The organism is Maridesulfovibrio frigidus DSM 17176 (genome assembly GCF_000711735.1).
GTDB classification, from domain to species: domain Bacteria; phylum Desulfobacterota; class Desulfovibrionia; order Desulfovibrionales; family Desulfovibrionaceae; genus Maridesulfovibrio; species Maridesulfovibrio frigidus.
Genome location: NZ_JONL01000001.1, coordinates 126,019 through 141,346, shown reverse-complemented (window position 1 = coordinate 141,346; position 15,328 = coordinate 126,019). Strand labels below are relative to the sequence as shown.

General features: G+C 44.1%; 18 protein-coding genes. 15 read left to right on the top strand and 3 right to left on the bottom strand.

What is annotated here, in order from left to right:
- Nucleotides 1-20: 20 nt before the first annotated feature.
- Both cooS and BR06_RS0100710 read left to right on the top strand, forming a co-directional pair.
- Nucleotides 21-1,901 (top strand): anaerobic carbon-monoxide dehydrogenase catalytic subunit, encoded by a 1,881-nt coding sequence (gene cooS, locus BR06_RS0100715; RefSeq protein WP_031479138.1) that lies wholly within the window; start codon nucleotides 21-23, stop codon nucleotides 1,899-1,901.
- An 18-nt stretch (nucleotides 1,902-1,919) separates the two neighbouring features.
- Nucleotides 1,920-2,696: an ATP-binding protein gene (locus tag BR06_RS0100710; RefSeq protein WP_031479136.1), complete on the top strand. Its 777-nt coding sequence runs from the start codon at nucleotides 1,920-1,922 to the stop codon at nucleotides 2,694-2,696.
- Nucleotides 2,697-2,836: 140 nt separating this feature from the next.
- On the opposite strand, the gene BR06_RS0100705 is transcribed toward BR06_RS0100710, so the two are convergent.
- From BR06_RS0100705 to nth, 3 genes are all read right to left on the bottom strand, one after another.
- Nucleotides 2,837-3,484, bottom strand: a complete 648-nt coding sequence (locus tag BR06_RS0100705) for a YdcF family protein (RefSeq protein WP_031479134.1) — start codon at nucleotides 3,482-3,484, stop codon at nucleotides 2,837-2,839.
- Nucleotides 3,485-3,645: 161 nt separating this feature from the next.
- Nucleotides 3,646-4,785, bottom strand: a complete 1,140-nt coding sequence (gene tgt / locus BR06_RS0100700) for a tRNA guanosine(34) transglycosylase Tgt (RefSeq protein WP_031479132.1) — start codon at nucleotides 4,783-4,785, stop codon at nucleotides 3,646-3,648.
- On the bottom strand, nucleotides 4,785-5,453 hold the full coding sequence (gene nth, locus BR06_RS0100695) for an endonuclease III (RefSeq protein ID WP_051676911.1): 669 nt from the start codon (nucleotides 5,451-5,453) through the stop codon (nucleotides 4,785-4,787). Before nth ends, tgt begins: the two co-directional genes overlap by 1 nt.
- 144 nt (nucleotides 5,454-5,597) lie before the next feature.
- Between nth and BR06_RS0100690 the strand changes: the two genes are divergently transcribed.
- From BR06_RS0100690 to BR06_RS0100630, 13 genes are all read left to right on the top strand, one after another.
- The gene (locus BR06_RS0100690) at nucleotides 5,598-5,879 is read left to right on the top strand and encodes a cytochrome c family protein (protein WP_031479128.1); all 282 of its coding nucleotides are present in this window, start codon (nucleotides 5,598-5,600) and stop codon (nucleotides 5,877-5,879) included.
- A gap of 16 nt (nucleotides 5,880-5,895) precedes the next feature.
- A complete protein-coding gene (cutA, locus tag BR06_RS0100685; protein WP_031479126.1) occupies nucleotides 5,896-6,210 on the top strand; it encodes a divalent-cation tolerance protein CutA in 315 nt (104 codons plus the stop codon).
- 161 nt (nucleotides 6,211-6,371) lie between these two features.
- Complete coding sequence (locus BR06_RS0100680) at nucleotides 6,372-7,304, top strand: carbohydrate kinase family protein (protein WP_031479124.1); 933 nt, start codon at nucleotides 6,372-6,374, stop codon at nucleotides 7,302-7,304.
- Between the two features lie 90 nt (nucleotides 7,305-7,394).
- Nucleotides 7,395-8,477: a phosphotransferase family protein gene (locus BR06_RS0100675; RefSeq protein WP_031479122.1), complete on the top strand. Its 1,083-nt coding sequence runs from the start codon at nucleotides 7,395-7,397 to the stop codon at nucleotides 8,475-8,477.
- Nucleotides 8,449-9,057, top strand: coding sequence for an adenylyl-sulfate kinase (locus tag BR06_RS0100670; RefSeq protein ID WP_031479120.1), 609 nt, complete (start codon nucleotides 8,449-8,451; stop codon nucleotides 9,055-9,057). The genes BR06_RS0100675 and BR06_RS0100670 overlap by 29 nt, the downstream gene beginning before the upstream one ends.
- 65 nt (nucleotides 9,058-9,122) lie before the next feature.
- Nucleotides 9,123-9,587, top strand: coding sequence for a hypothetical protein (locus BR06_RS0100665; RefSeq protein WP_031479118.1), 465 nt, complete (start codon nucleotides 9,123-9,125; stop codon nucleotides 9,585-9,587).
- A 197-nt stretch (nucleotides 9,588-9,784) separates the two neighbouring features.
- A complete protein-coding gene (gene miaB, locus BR06_RS0100660) occupies nucleotides 9,785-11,161 on the top strand; it encodes a tRNA (N6-isopentenyl adenosine(37)-C2)-methylthiotransferase MiaB (protein WP_031479116.1) in 1,377 nt (458 codons plus the stop codon).
- Complete coding sequence (locus BR06_RS0100655) at nucleotides 11,155-11,634, top strand: bifunctional nuclease family protein (RefSeq protein WP_031479115.1); 480 nt, start codon at nucleotides 11,155-11,157, stop codon at nucleotides 11,632-11,634. The genes miaB and BR06_RS0100655 overlap by 7 nt, the downstream gene beginning before the upstream one ends.
- A 42-nt stretch (nucleotides 11,635-11,676) precedes the next feature.
- Entirely contained in the window at nucleotides 11,677-12,333 is a 657-nt protein-coding gene (locus BR06_RS0100650) for a histidinol phosphate phosphatase domain-containing protein (protein ID WP_031479113.1), read from the top strand.
- 27 nt (nucleotides 12,334-12,360) lie between these two features.
- Nucleotides 12,361-13,116 (top strand): SIR2 family NAD-dependent protein deacylase, encoded by a 756-nt coding sequence (locus BR06_RS0100645; RefSeq protein ID WP_031479111.1) that lies wholly within the window; start codon nucleotides 12,361-12,363, stop codon nucleotides 13,114-13,116.
- 24 nt (nucleotides 13,117-13,140) lie between these two features.
- Nucleotides 13,141-13,881 carry a MotA/TolQ/ExbB proton channel family protein gene (locus BR06_RS0100640; RefSeq protein ID WP_031479109.1) on the top strand — a complete coding sequence of 247 codons (741 nt, stop codon included), beginning with the start codon at nucleotides 13,141-13,143 and terminating at the stop codon, nucleotides 13,879-13,881.
- A 3-nt stretch (nucleotides 13,882-13,884) separates the two neighbouring features.
- Nucleotides 13,885-14,304: a protein TolR gene (gene tolR / locus BR06_RS0100635; RefSeq protein ID WP_031479107.1), complete on the top strand. Its 420-nt coding sequence runs from the start codon at nucleotides 13,885-13,887 to the stop codon at nucleotides 14,302-14,304.
- 69 nt (nucleotides 14,305-14,373) lie between these two features.
- Complete coding sequence (locus BR06_RS0100630; protein WP_031479105.1) at nucleotides 14,374-15,318, top strand: energy transducer TonB; 945 nt, start codon at nucleotides 14,374-14,376, stop codon at nucleotides 15,316-15,318.
- Nucleotides 15,319-15,328: the final 10 nt, after the last annotated feature.

The window sequence follows — 15,328 nt, the reverse complement described above, 5'->3', positions numbered from 1 at the left end:
AAAACAGGAAGGATAGAAGTATGGCAAAAGAACCACGCCCCGTAGAAGAACTTTCCCTCTGGGATGATGCCCAGGCCATGATTACCAAAGCGAGAGCTGAGGGAATCGACACTGTCCATGAAAGACTTCAACAACAAACCCCGCATTGTAAATTTTGTGAACTCGGCCTTAGTTGTCGCAACTGTACTATGGGGCCATGCAAAATAACCGCAAAAGCTCCCCGCGGAGTTTGTGGCGCGGATGCTGATGTTGTTGTCGCTCGCAATTTTGGACGCTTTGTGGCAGGTGGCTCGGCTGGTCACTCAGATCATGGCCGTGACCTTATTGAAGTGTTAGAGGCGATAGTTGAAGGTGAAACCAAAGATTACAAAATCACAGATGAGCCTAAACTCAGACGTATTGCCGAAGAAGTCGGAGTTGTAGCTATCGCAGAGCGTGATATTATTGATGTTGCTAAAGATATTTTGGAAGTTTTTTTCGGTGATTTCGGTAGCCGTAAAAAACAAGTTTCTTTCCTGTCACGTGTACCTCAAAAGCGTAAAGATATCTGGAATAAACTCGGCATGACTCCACGTGGAGTTGACCGTGAAATCGCAGAAATGATGCATCGCACCCATATGGGCTGTGATAATGACGCTCCTAATACTATGCTTCATGCCGCAAGAACTTCGCTTGCAGACGGGTGGGGCGGTTCCATGATCGGTACTGAACTTTCCGATGTAATCTTCGGCACACCATCACCTTCCATGTCCGAAGCTAATCTCGGCGTTATCAAAGAAGACAAAGTAAATATTCTAGTCCACGGTCATAATCCCGTTGTTTCCGAAATGATCCTTGCTGCTGCTCGTGACCCTGAAATTATCGCCGAAGCTAAAGCTCTAGGTGCAACAGGAATTAACATTGCCGGACTATGTTGTACTGGTAACGAACTCCTCATGCGTAAGGGTATCCCCATGGCAGGGAACCACTTGATGACTGAGCTTGCGATCATAACTGGCGCAGTTGAAGCCGTTGTTGTTGATTACCAGTGTATCATGCCGAGCATGGTTCAGATTGCTGGTTGTTATCACACAAGGTTCATTGATACTGCTCAGAAAGCTCGCTTTACTGGCGCAATCCATTACGACATTCATCCTAGCAATGCTCTTGAACAGGCTCGTGAAATAGTTCGTTTAGCTGTTCAGGCATATGCCGAGCGTGATCCATCCCGCGTGGATATTCCATGTGAACCAGTTAAGATTATGACTGGATTCTCAAACGAAGCTCTTATCTCCGCAATGGGCGGAACTCTTGATCCACTAATTCAGGCCATTGTGGCTGGTGATGTTCGCGGGGCTGTTGGTATCGTTGGGTGTAATAATCCAAAGATCAAACAGGATTCCATGAATGTAGGGCTTGCAAAAGAGCTGATCAAAAAAGATATTCTCGTAATCGTCACAGGTTGCGTAACTACCGCTGCTGGTAAAGCCGGACTGCTTGTTCCAGAGGCAATTGAAATGGCTGGTCCGGGACTTAAAAAAGTTTGTGGAGCTCTCGGAATTCCGCCAGTTCTGCATTACGGATCATGTGTAGATAATGCACGCATCCTGCAACTTTGTGCGGCTCTAGCTAACGAATTAAAGGTCGACATCAGTGATCTACCTGTAGGTGCTTCATCTCCAGAATGGTATTCTGAAAAGGCCGCCGCCATCGGGCTCTATGCCGTAGCTAGCGGAATCTATACTCACCTTGGTCATCCTCCGAATATTCTCGGTTCTGAAACTGTTACCAATTTGGCTGTATCAGGGCTGGAAGACCTTGTAGGTGCCTCCTTCGTTATTGAACCTGATCCCGTGAAAGCTGCTGAGCTTTTCGATATTCGTATCAAGGCTAAACGTAAGGGACTCGGACTGAGCGAATAAGGAAGCACGGAGTAGTTTATGAAATTGGCATTTGCAGGCAAGGGCGGCGTCGGGAAAACATCAGTCACCTCATGGATGGCTGACTGGCTGGCAAGAAACGGGCATAACGTCTGGATGATAGATGCTGATACCGCTCTTTCATTAGGGCAAGCATCAGGTTTAGATCAAGACTCTTTGCCACAGCCGATAATCAGTAAAAAAGATCTAGTACATGAGCGCATTCACGAAGGCGGTTTCTTGAACCTCAATCCTGATGTGAGAGATTTGCCTGATGATCTGGCTGTCGAATTACCGCTGTCATCTGCACCATTGCCGGGGGTGATTCCGGGCCGCAAACGTTTACTCGTAATGGGCGGGTTAACTAATGCGGGCGGCGGATGTGCTTGCGATGCTAACGCACTTCTGAAAGCTATTCTGGCACATATTGTAATGGACAGTGATGATTGCGTTTTGGTCGATCTTGAGGCTGGTGTGGAACATTTAGGTAGAGGTACTGTGACACATGTTGACGGACTTGTCGTCGTTACCGAACCAAGCATGCGTAGTTTCCAAACAGCGTCAGACGTAGGGCGCATGGCGGGAGAACTAGGGCTGGATAATCAGGTTATGGTGATAAACCGCTATATGGGCGGCACACCTCCTGATCTTCCACATCTTCCGGAATGGCACGCAACAATACCGCCTCTAGCAGGATTAATTGATCGCCAGATGACTGATGGCAATGTCCTAAGTCTCCCAGAATCCGGTGAAATTGATTTGATCTTAGAGCAGATTGTTAAAAAGATGGGGCTTTAAAATTGAGCTAAGTGTAGAGCTTGAAAATAGCTATTAATTGAATACAGTCTGCGACCTCTCGAAATTAAGATAAATCTTGTTTCGGGAGGTCGTTTTTTATGATTTGTTTTAAATAGAGAGTGAACCTTATTCAATTCATCTTACTGTTCCGAACTTCTGAAGGCTCCACCAAAATAGTAGTAAACATTCTTGGCAGCTTCCAGAACTATATATGGGGCGGCTCGGAAATTAGACCACCATTTTTCAGGAACAGGTTCATATGGTGTTGCTACAACAATAAACTCTTTGTCCGGCAGGGCGTCGCGAAATATTTTACCTGCACGTCCAGTATGTAGTGGCGAAGTAACAATAATAATTTTTCCTATGTTCGCGGGTAGCTCATTTTCAGAAAACATAAGTTTAAGATTATCTGCCTCATCAATTGTGCTCATATTCTTGTTACCGAAAAATAATATTTTATTTGCCGGTACACCCTTTATGAGTAATACATCGCGAAAAATTTCCCATTGGTACTGGCGTTTAATGCCTAATTCACGAAGAGCTTTTATCTCTCTGTAAACAATAGGTTTGCTGACCAGCACGAGAGGTGCATATCCCTCTCCATAAAGTTCTGCTGCATACATGGGCCTAAAATATTGCCCACCAAGCACGACAATCGCATCAGCTTTTTCCAGCTTATCGACTTGTTGCAAAATAGTAGGGGCGTAAAAAAAGAGTACGGCAACAGCCATAATCCCTAAAAAGGTAAGCCCCCCTAAAAGCGCAAAAAAATTCCGAATAAGCTTCATTATATCACTCACAAAAAAAGCTAACCCCAATTAAAAAGTTTTGGGATTCTTGCCTCAGCCCTTAGGTGAGCTGTCTTCAGCGAATCTTAGGGATGCGGACAGTGGAACAAACCCTTTCCCCAAAAGGGTTTAAGCCGCCGGAGGCACACAACCCCACATCTTTAAATTTGAACCACAGGTTCGTATACTGCTTCATATTTCTTGCGTAGATCTGCGAACTTACCGTTTTTGATAGCTTCGCGTGCTTCTTCTGTCAGCTTGAGGAAAAAGCGCAGATTATGGATAGAATTTAGCTGCGACGACAGTAATTCTTTGGCTGTGTATATGTGTCGCAAATATGATTTGCTGAAATTCTGACAAGTGTAGCAATCACAATTTGGATCAAGTGGAGAATCATCTTCGCGATACTGTGCTCGTTTGATGTTCACTTTTCCTTGCGATGTGTAGAGGGTTCCGTTTCGTGCGTTACGGGTAGGTAGTACGCAGTCGAACATATCTACACCGTTAGCGATGCCTTCGAGAATATCGAGCGGAGTTCCTACGCCCATTAGGTATCGTGGCTTGTCTTGTGGAAGTTTAGGGCCGATGTGCCTTAGGATTTCGTACATATCTGGGATTGGCTCACCAACGCTTAGTCCGCCGATTGCATAACCTTCGAATGGAATTTCGGAGAGCTGCTCAAGGCTTTTTTCGCGTAAATCTTTGTGAAATCCGCCCTGAATGATGCCGAACATGAGCTGATCTCCTGACCCTACAGGATAGGCATCACGGCAACGCTGCGCCCAGCGGGTTGTGAGTTCGAGAGAACGTTCGGTGTATTCACGGTCATTTCCGTATCCGACACATTCGTCGAGAACCATCATAATGTCGGACCCGATGTTCTTTTGAATGGAAATAACTTTTTCAGGTGAAAAGAAATGTTTTGATCCATCGAGGTATGAGCGGAACTCAACGCCTTCTTCTGTGATGTTGCGTATAGATTCGAGACTGAAAACCTGAAATCCGCCGCTGTCTGTGAGGATAGGGCGATCCCAGTTGGCGAATTTGTGTAGACCGCCACGGCGAGCGATAAGCTCATCACCTGGGCGCAAGTAGAGATGGTATGTGTTGCCAAGAATAACCTGTGAACCAATTTCTTTAAGGTCGCGAGGTGAGACGGCTTTAACTGTACCTTGAGTCCCTACAGGCATGTATACGGGAGTCTCGATATCACCGTGAGCAGTAGTAAGGGTTCCAAGGCGAGCTTCACCATCAGTGGCGTGAATCTTAAATGTACCGGGCTTTTTTTTGTCTTCAGTCATTATTTTTTCTCTATTCCATTTTTAGGGCATATATCGTTTAGTTGGCAGATGTCACATTTGGGCGATCTGGCAGGGCATATTTCGCGTCCGTAAAGAACAAGCAGATGATTTGTTGTTCCCCATTGCTCTCTCTCAAATAGTGGCATCAAATCTCTTTCAATAATAATTGGGTTGGTGCTGGTAGTTAGACCCATCCTAAAAGATAGACGTTTAACATGGGTATCGACAGCTAGTCCTTCATGAACATCCATAGCGTTTGAGAGCACTATGTTGGCTGTTTTTCGGGCAACACCGGGTAAGCGAATCATATCTTCCATGGTGCGGGGCATTTCACCGCCGAACTCTTCCATAACTAATACGGCGGCGGCTTTAAGGTTTTTGGCCTTATTCCTGAATAAACCTGTGGAGCGGATGACATGTTGTATGTCTAATACATCCGCTTTGGACATTTCTTCAGGGCCGTCCCATTTAGCGAAAAGAGCCGGTGTGACTTTGTTTACCCGTACGTCTGTGCACTGGGCGGCCAGAGCTGTTGCTACCATCAATTCCCATGCGTTCTTCCAGTCCAACTCAGGAGTTGGGTCGGGATAGCGCGTAATCAGACGAGAATAAATTTCTTTAGCTCTGAGTCGTATTGCTTTTTTAGGTGGTTTAATCTTCGTTACCATATCACGTCGGGCTATCATTTCTTTCTGTAACTTACAATCTTCCATGTGGCCCCGCAAATTTATAATTGTTGAAATACTATAAATGTTGCGTGGTGTAGTGAATCATGTATTATTGAATTACAAATCACTCGGAGGAAATTAAAAATGAAGATCTTATTTAGTTTATTTGTTGCTGGAACCATTCTGATGACTGGGGCTCTAGCTCCTGCTGCACAGGCTGATGACGCAGAAATTGTTTCTGCTAAATGTGTGTCTTGCCACAGTATGAAACGCGTTTGCCGCGCTCTTGGTAAAAAAGATTTAGCTGGCTGGGAAAAAACCAACGCTAGAATGGTCCAAAAGGGTATGACTGTTTCTGACCGTGAGCTTGCTAAAATTAATAGGTACCTTGCTGAAGCAAAGCCTGACGCTGTAATCTGTCAGTAAAAAAAGTAGGTTAATAATGTCTGTGATGCTTGTTTATATTACGGCTGGAGACGTGGAAGAAGCACGGGAAATCGGCAGTGAATTAATCATGCGTCACTTGGCAGCCTGCGTTAATATTATTGATAAAATGGAATCGATGTACTGGTGGGATGGGAAGATAGAAAGCTCTTCCGAAGCCGTGCTGATTGCTAAAACAGTTCCAGAGCTGGTGGAAAAGTTAACTGAAACGGTTAAACAACTCCATAGCTATGACTGTCCCTGCATTGTTGCTGTTGAATCAAAAGAAGGGAATTCCGAGTTCTTTGAGTGGATTAAAAGTCACACCTCGTAACAGCTTTATTGACTTTACAGTGGGCCAAAGCATATTGTCCTTTTTCCAAATCGGATTTTGCTCAGCTCTGTATATGTTGAAAGGGGCTGCTTACTATATGAGGTGTGATTCCATACTTGGATTTCCCTTCTCTTTTTGAAACAGTTTAAGGAGATTTTATAATGCAGATTTTAGTTTCAGGTTCCATGGCGTATGACAGGATTATGAGTTTCCCCGGTAGTTTTTCTGATCATATTCTTCCTGATAAAATTCACATGTTGAATATTAGTTTGCTCGTTGACGGTCTAGACGAAAGATTCGGTGGAACCGCAGGTAATATTGCGTACGCACTGTCTCTTTTCAGCGAAAAGTCTGTTATTCTCGGAACTGTAGGTAAAGATTTCGATGTTTATGAGAAGTGGCTGTCTAGGCATAATGTTGAACTTAATGGTCTCAAACGTATTGATTCAGATTTTACCGCCAGTGCTTACATCACCACCGATAAATCTAACAATCAGATCACATGGTTTAACCTCGGTGCTATGAAATTTGCTTGCGATTACGATTTTTCCGCAGTTGATGCTAAAGATACTTTGGCAATTGTTTCTCCCGGTAACCTCGAAGATATGCAGAATTTCCCTGAAATCTACAGAGACAAGGGCGTTTCTTTCATATTTGATCCAGGCCAGAATATTCCTGCATTCAGCGGCGAACAGCTTCTTGGTATGATCAAAGGTTGTAAGATTTTGGTAGCTAACGACTACGAACTAGAAATGATCATGAAATCTACCGAAAAGACCAGAGACGAGCTAATGGAAATTTGTGAGTCCATCATCGTGACTCTTGGTGAAAAGGGTTGTCTCGTTGTAGAAAAGAGCGGCGAAACTGCTGTTCCAGCTGCAAAGGTGGATGTTGTTAAAGATCCTACCGGAGCTGGTGACGCATTCAGAGCTGGATTGATTAAAGGTATTTCAATGGGTAAAAATCTTGTAGAATCAGCTCATATCGGCGCGGTAAGTGCTGTATATTGTGTTGAACAACTGGGAACTCAGGAACACTCATATACTGAGGACGAATTCTGGGCACGTTACAAGTCCAACTTCGGAGAAGTTTAGCGCACGGCAATTATTACTGCTTGTAATCTGCTAAATCCAAACTTTCTCCGCCTGACTTGCTTAAAATGAATTAAGCGGGAGGATGATGGAATGGTTGAACTGACAGCAAGCATGATTGAAGAATATCTGAAAGAGGCTTTCGGTACCGAAACAGCCCTTGTTGATTATGGTGACATTGGCTCACTTGATAAACAGGGCATGAAAAGTTTCGGCTACGGGAAGCCTCTTCTTGTTCGGTTCACAGTTGGTGGTGAAATTCAGGAAACCGTAATTTCGGTGATGAAGGGTGATAATTACGGACACCAGTTTTACTGGGATCGTGCGGCCATTTTGATGTTCCAGCATGAGACTTCTGCAAAGCTCAGTAAACATGTCAAACCTATGGGCATGGGGTATGTGGACAGCTCTGGCAAAATGATTCCCTTGCAGAATCCACGCGAATTTTTTATTTTAAATGAGAAACTCGAGGGGTATGACTATTTTCAGGATCTGGACCGCATTACGAAGGGAGACTTTCGTGATGCTGATAATAGACAGGCCGGAGAACTAGCAGGCTGGCTTGCAGATATTCATTCGGTAAAAAAAGATGATTCACATCTGTACATGCGCCGAGTCCGGGATCTTATCGGAAGCAGCGAATGTATTATGGGCCTTGTGGATGAAGCGTATGATCATCCATGTGAACATTTTTCCCGGGACAGGTTTATTAGTCTGGAAAAAAGGCTTATAGATTGGCGATGGAAGTTGTCGCACTATACGCACAGGCTGTGCGCAGTGCATGGCGATTTCCATCCATGGAATGTTCTGGTCGGTGGTCCTACTGGATTTAGCGTACTTGATCGCAGCCGGGGAGAATGGGGCGAGCCTGCCGGAGATCTTTGCTGTATGGCTGCTAACTATATTCTTTTCGGACTATATGGCGGTGGATCTTTTTCGGAAAATTTCAGAAAGATGTACATGACTTATTTTGAGGAATATCTTGAAAGAACTGGAGATATAGAAATACTTGAAGTGATTGCTCCATTTTTTGTTTTCAGGGGACTCGTGATCGCGTCACCAGTGTGGTATCCCGATCATCCCGTAGAAGTTCGAGCGTCACTTTTAAGGTTTATTGAAAATGTGCTTGAGGAGGAGGTCTTTGATTATGCCGATTTCGAAAGGTATATGCGTTAATAAAAATTGGGCTGTATGGTTTACGGGGCTACCGGGCTGCGGGAAAAGTACTATTGCTGATGGTTTGCTTAAGCTCCTTCAGGGCGAGGGGCTTAATCCTATGTTGCTCAGGCTTGATGATCGCAGGAAGTTATATGTTTCGGACCCACAGTACACCCACGAAGAGCGCATAAAAGTATATAATCTTTTTGTGCAAGACGCTATTTCTATTATGAATTCTGGCCGCTGCGTCATTTTGGACGCTACGGGGCATGAGCTTTGCTTTCGAAAGGAAGCTCGTGAAGGAATCGAGTTTTTTGCCGAGGTCCATCTGTGCTGTCCTGTAAACATGGCAATAAAGCGTGAGGCCGGAAGGCAACAGGGCTTGGTTATGGCAGGGCTTTATGAGAAAGCTTTGGAACGCCAGAAAACAGGCAAATGTTTCAAGGAACTTGGGGAGGTTATCGGTATTGATGTTAAGTTTGAAACCGACCCTGATGCCGAGTGTATAATTGAGACGGAAGATAAAAATCCTGCTGAAGTCTTGGAAGCCGTTGATATGTGCTTAAAAAAATGGCGAAACTTGAATGGGATTTGCTGATTTTTGCTGTAAAATAATATAGTGAAGGAACAGCATTGGTAAAAATATTATATACAGGTGTTCATATGAAGAAATTTTTATATTTAGGTGTCTCTGTTTTATTGCTGCTTTCTCTCGCTGCAACTGCTTTCGCTTCTGATGAAAAAGAGGCTGTTCGCGATAGGCTTAAAGATGTTCTTTTTGAATATAAAGATGCTTATAATCTTAGAGATTTTGACGCGATTAGAACGCTTTACTCCACGAATGCCACTGTGAAGTCCTTTCCTTGTGATTCTAAGGAAGACTTGGAATTTGAAAATTTTAGCGGGATATTGCCGCAGTGTGCTTCATACTGGGTTGATCAAGCTTTTAAATTGAGGTTGTTTAAATTCACCTCGTTTGAGCTTAACGGAAAAACTTGTACAGTCAGAGTTCTTTGGGATTATCGTGATAACAGTGGTCGCGGTAAATTCACCCCTACCTTTGAATTTGTTCTCGACGGGGATAAGTGGAAAATAAGTAAAGAAACTTACGGTCGTAATCCTTCCTGATTTTTTTAGAAATATTCGCATTTAAGCCGGGATTGTTTTTATAACTCTCTCGGCTTTATCTGTTTGAAAATATTGTGCTTTTTTGTGTAGGTTCGTAGTAAGATCCACTTTGCGGGATTTTTGCAGAGCTAGTTAGCTGTTTTTACAGACTATTTAATCAGGTTTACCCTCAACATCATATAGAGTATGTCCGGCTCATGAAGTTTAACGTAATTACATTCGGTTGTCAGATGAACGTTCACGATTCCGATTGGCTTATCCGTGCAATGGAAAGCCGTGGTTGGAAAGCTGTGAGCGAATCAGAAGCAAATATATTTATTGTGAACACTTGTTCTGTTCGGGATAAACCTGAGCAGAAAGTTTATAGTGTTCTTGGACGGCTTGGGCGTTTATGCACATCCCCCGGCGATTTTGTCGCTGTTGGCGGGTGCGTAGCTCAGCAGATTGGGGAAGGATTTCTAAAGAAGTTCCCCTTCGTAAGGCTTGTTTTTGGAAGTGACGGCGTGGCTCAGGCTCCTCAGTTTTTAGAGGAGCTGGCCGCTGATCATAAAAAGAAACTAGTTTTAAACGATTTTCTTGCCAAGTATCCAGAGCGCGAAGGCGGACTTGCAAATCCTAACGAGGAATTGCTTCCTCCCGGTATAGGTACAATTCCCGGACAGGCTTTTGTAAACATAATGCAGGGGTGTGATAATTTTTGCGCTTACTGTATTGTGCCGTATACACGTGGTCGCCAGAAATCGCGTTTGTCGTCAGCTATTATTGAGGAATGCACTGCGCTAGTTAAGTCTGGCGTCCGTGAGATTACTTTACTTGGTCAGAATGTAAATAGTTTCGGCATTGATAAAAAAGGTACAGACCTCAGCTTCGCAGAATTATTATATAAAGTTTCAGCTATCGATGGGCTGGAGAGAATTCGGTTCACGACTTCTCACCCTAAAGATCTTGCGCCGGAAGTTATTAAAGCTTTTGGTGAATTACCGAATTTATGTCCGCAATTGCATCTGCCTGTGCAGTCCGGATCTGATAATATGTTAAAGAAGATGGGGCGCAAGTATGACCGTGAACGGTATTTAGGCATTGTTGAAGGTTTAAAAGAAACGTGCCCTAATATTGTTTTAACAACGGATATTATTGTGGGCTTTCCCGGTGAGACGGATGAAGACTTTGAGCAAACTATGGATATAATGGAAAGAGTTCGGTACGAAAGTAGCTTTTCATTTAAATATTCAGACCGCCCGGGAGTTGCTGCCGTTAAAATGACACCAAAAGTTCCCGAGGATGTTGCTCAAAAGCGTCTTGCGCGCTTGCAGGAAAGACAAAAGCATATTACTAGAGAAAGTCTAGAAGAGTTAGTTGGCGATGAAATGATTATTTTGCTGGAAAGACCGAGCAAGAGGCAGGCTGAAGGCGGAATTGCATGGCGCGGTAAAGATCCCGGCGGACGTGTAGTTAATATTTTCTTTGAAGGCGGGGATGAATCACTTCAGCTTGGTGGCAAGTTGGTGAAGGTTAAGATTACAGAATCTAAGAACCATTCCCTTATCGGCGAGAAAGTGGGGAACCCATGGTAGAAATGCAGATATACGGCTTGGCGGTCGAGAACGACTCCGAAGCACCGGTACTGGTTCTCAAAAATGAAGAACTGGGAATTGTTCTGCCTATCTGGATTGGTGCAATGGAAGCTATGGCCATCTCTTTAGTTATTGATGAAGTGGCCTTTCCGAGACCTATGACACACGATCTACTTTTGGACACTATTTCCGCACTTGGTGGAAAGGTTGTTTCTGTAGATATTGTAGATATTGAAAAGGGCACTTTTTACGCCGAAATAATCGTTGAAACTGGCGGTGAGGTAAGAGCGATTGACTCGCGTCCATCTGATGCAGTTGCTCTAGCTGTAAGGGCTAAGTGCCCTGTGCGTGCCTCTCAGAAGGTTCTTGATGTTGCCGGCACTAGTGAGGCTGAAGAGACTCTTAGCAAAGGTTCTAGCACTGGCGATGAATTTGATGATCTTTCTCCCGACGATTTCAAATATAAAATGTAAGATTGTTTTAGATTATAAATATAATATACAGAGCTGGTTATAATGATAGATTTTCACACACATACCGTTTTTAGCGATGGCGAACTGATTCCTGCTGAATTGGCACGTAGGGCCAGAATTGCAGGATATCGTGCCGTGGCTATGACCGACCATGCTGACTCAAGTAATATCGAAATTATTCTTGAAAATGTTCATCGTTTTTCCAAAAAGCATGGTCATTTTTTTGATCTTGATGTTTTCAGCGGAGTAGAACTTACTCACGTGCCTCCGGGGCTGATCGGTGAAATGGTTGATCAGGCTAGAGATTTAGGCGCGCAGATAGTGGTTGTTCACGGTGAAACAATTGTTGAACCTGTTGCGGAAGGAACCAATCTTTCCGCAATTGAGGCCAAAGTTGATGTACTTGCCCACCCTGGGCTCATTACTGAGATTGAGGTCGAGCTAGCAGCGGAATATGGAGTTCATCTTGAGATCACTACCCGCAAAGGGCATAGCTTGACTAATGGTCATGTTGTTGAGCTTGCTAGAAAATTCGGAGCGAAGCTTGTTATCAATAACGATGCTCATGCGCCCGGAGATTTAGTTAGCCGTGAAATGCGCCGCAAGATTGCACTTGGCGCGGGTATGACTCCTAAAGAATATGAGCAGTCGGAAGAAAATTCTCGACAGCTTGCGCAGAAAATAATGATGCGCAGGTAAACTTAGCTAAATTTTACAGCAGGGAATATGTTACCTGATCAGTCTGTTTTGGATCAAGCTGCTGAACTTATCGCGAACGCGCGGTGTGCCATTGTTATGACTGGTGCTGGTTTTTCTGTGGCAAGTGGGATTCCTGATTTTAGAAGTCCCGGTGGTGTATGGTCCAAATATGACCCTGAAAAGGTTGCTTCCATTAGAGCGCTTCAATCAGATCCTGAGACGGTCTGGAATTTTTTGCTGGAGCTGTTCCGTATGACTCAGAACTTTGGGCCTAACCCTGCGCATGATGCGCTTGCTGAGCTCGAAGCTTCGGGAATTATTAAAGCTGTTGTTACGCAGAATATTGATGGGTTTCACCAACGCGCAGGTTCTGTAAATGTGGTGGAGTTTCATGGCAACTGTAGTCACTTTTTCTGCTCGGAATGTTTTACTGAATTTGATGCAGATAAGGTAACTACGGCTGAGAATAGTGATCTTCCTCTCAAGTGCTTAAAATGTTCAGGAATAGTTCGTCCCGATCTTGTTTTTTTCGGTGAACAGATTCCACCTGAAGCATATAAAAGAGCATTTGAGTTCGCTAATCAGTCTGATTTGGTTCTTATTGCAGGCACATCCGGTGAAGTTGTTCCTGCCAATTTAATTCCTCCGCGCATTAAAAATAATGGCGGAAAGATAATTGAGATTAATAAAATTCCTTCGGCCTATAGCTCAATGAGTGATGTCTTTATTGAGGGGCAGGTGGAAGAAATTTTACCTGCGTTGGTTCGTAAAATTTTGAAATAAAGCTAAAAACAAGGTGCGTGCGATATGGATTTTTTACCTGAGGGCGGAATTTTCGCCATGCTTGCGTCCGCTTCTATAGTGGTAAAAAGTGTAATGTGCTTGCTTGCAGGAATGTCTCTTTGGAGCTGGACCATCATTTTTTCAAAACTTATTTCTCTCGGGAGAGCAAGGGCGCTTGTTCTTAAAGGGAATAGGATTATGGAAGACGCGGATTCTTTGTCATCGGGTTTGACTGCAATTAGCAAAACTCCTTCTTCTCCGCTGAATAGAATCGGTTCAGCGGCAGTAAAAGAGTACCGCATTCTTGAAAAGTCCGCAGTTAGTCCCAGCCATAAGCGAAGGCTTATTAAAGATACTTTACGCAGAATTTTGAGGCAACGGGTCAGCTCTGAGATGAAGGGATTGTCTTCTTCATTATCTTTCCTTGCGACATGCGCAAATGGTGCTCCATTCATCGGCCTTTTCGGGACTGTGTGGGGTATTATGAATTCTTTCCACGCTATCGGGACAGCTAAATCAGCTGCTCTATCCGCAGTTGCACCTGGTATTTCAGAAGCTTTGGTTGCAACAGCTATCGGACTTGCCGTCGCGATTCCTGCTACGATTTCTTATAACTTTTTGCTTGGTGTACTTGGCGGAATTGAGACCGAGATGGTCAATTTTGCGGGAGTATTTCTGAATAGAGTTGAGCGTGAAGTTTCTTGGGTAGAGCCACCTTCTAAAAGTCATGGCGACGATGAAGACGATACTTCTATCGAGGTGTAAGTCATGGGAATGTATACCAATAACCGAGGAATGCTTGCTGAGATCAATGTAACTCCTTTTGTTGATGTTATGCTGGTGCTGTTAATCATTTTTATGGTTACAGCGCCTATGATGACTCAGGGAGTTGAAGTTGATCTGCCGCAGACAAGAACAGTGAGATCGCTTCCGCAGGATAATGAACATCTTGTTCTTTCAATTAATGCCAAGGGCGAAATTTACCTTGATGAGTATAAAGTCGGTTTCGATGAGTTACAGGGACATTTGGAAAAGCTGATTAAGAAGCAGAATAAAGCTCTGTTCTTAAGGGCTGATAAGACTGTTCCTTACGGCGAAGTTGTCCGTGTAATGGGCGAAATTAAGGCGGCTGGAATTGATAGAATGGGAGTTGTAGCTGAGTCCGCACCACAGAAGCCGAAGCGTTAGAGTTGTATCTATGTGGTCTTCGCGTAAATTAATAATGGGTGATAACTCTTATTCAGGGCGTGCTTTTTAATGAGAATTTTAGGTCTTTTAATCTCATTACTGCTCCATGCAAGTATAATAACACTGGCCATGACATGGGCGGTCTCTTCTCCTGTGAAAATTTCACTGGATATGCCCGTATATCAGGTGGATCTTATTTCTCTTGCACCTGCACCATCCGCTCCGAGTGCTCCTAAAGCACCTGCTAAGCCTGTAGAAAGTCTTTCTAAACCAGGCGCTGTCGCTATTCCTGAGGCTGTTACATCTAAAAAAGCTCCGAAACCTAAGGTTATTCCTGTTAAACCTGTTGAAGCTAAGCCTGTTGTTCCGAAAGCCCAGCCGAAGCCTGAGCCTAAAGTTGAAAAAATTTCTACAAAAAAAATTAAAACTACCAATCCTCCGAAAAAGAAAGTTGCGGAGAAAAAGGTAGAGAAGCCTGCTACTCCAGTTAAGAAAGTGGCTCCTAAAAAGAAGGAAACTCCACCGCCAAAGCCAGCTAAACCCGTTAAACCGGCTAAGCCTAAATTGACGGCTGAACAGATTCTTGCCGCAGACCTTGCCGCCATCGGCAATATTGTCGAGAATCAGAAAAAAGCAGAGCAGCAGGCCGTTGCAAACGATTTGGCCTCGCTTAGCAAAACTGCCGAATCCACTGCGATTCAGGGGGCAGATTCGGGAACTCCTGGTGCATCCGGCCTTGTTCAGGTCTACGCATCTATTGTGATGCAGGAAGTGAAGAAAAACTGGAGGTATCCGGTTTTCGGACAAGGTAATGATCTTTCAGCCCGCGTACAAATTTCTTTGGAAGAGTCTGGAAGAATCACGGACATTAAACTGCTTGATTCTTCTGGCAATGTAGACTTTGATGATTCTGTGTTGACAGCTTTACGAGATACCGAGGTTTTACCCGAGCCTCCGGGAAGTTCAATTCGAACTATCATTGTTAACTTTAACCTGCATGACCTTGATCAGTAGGTTCGGTTTT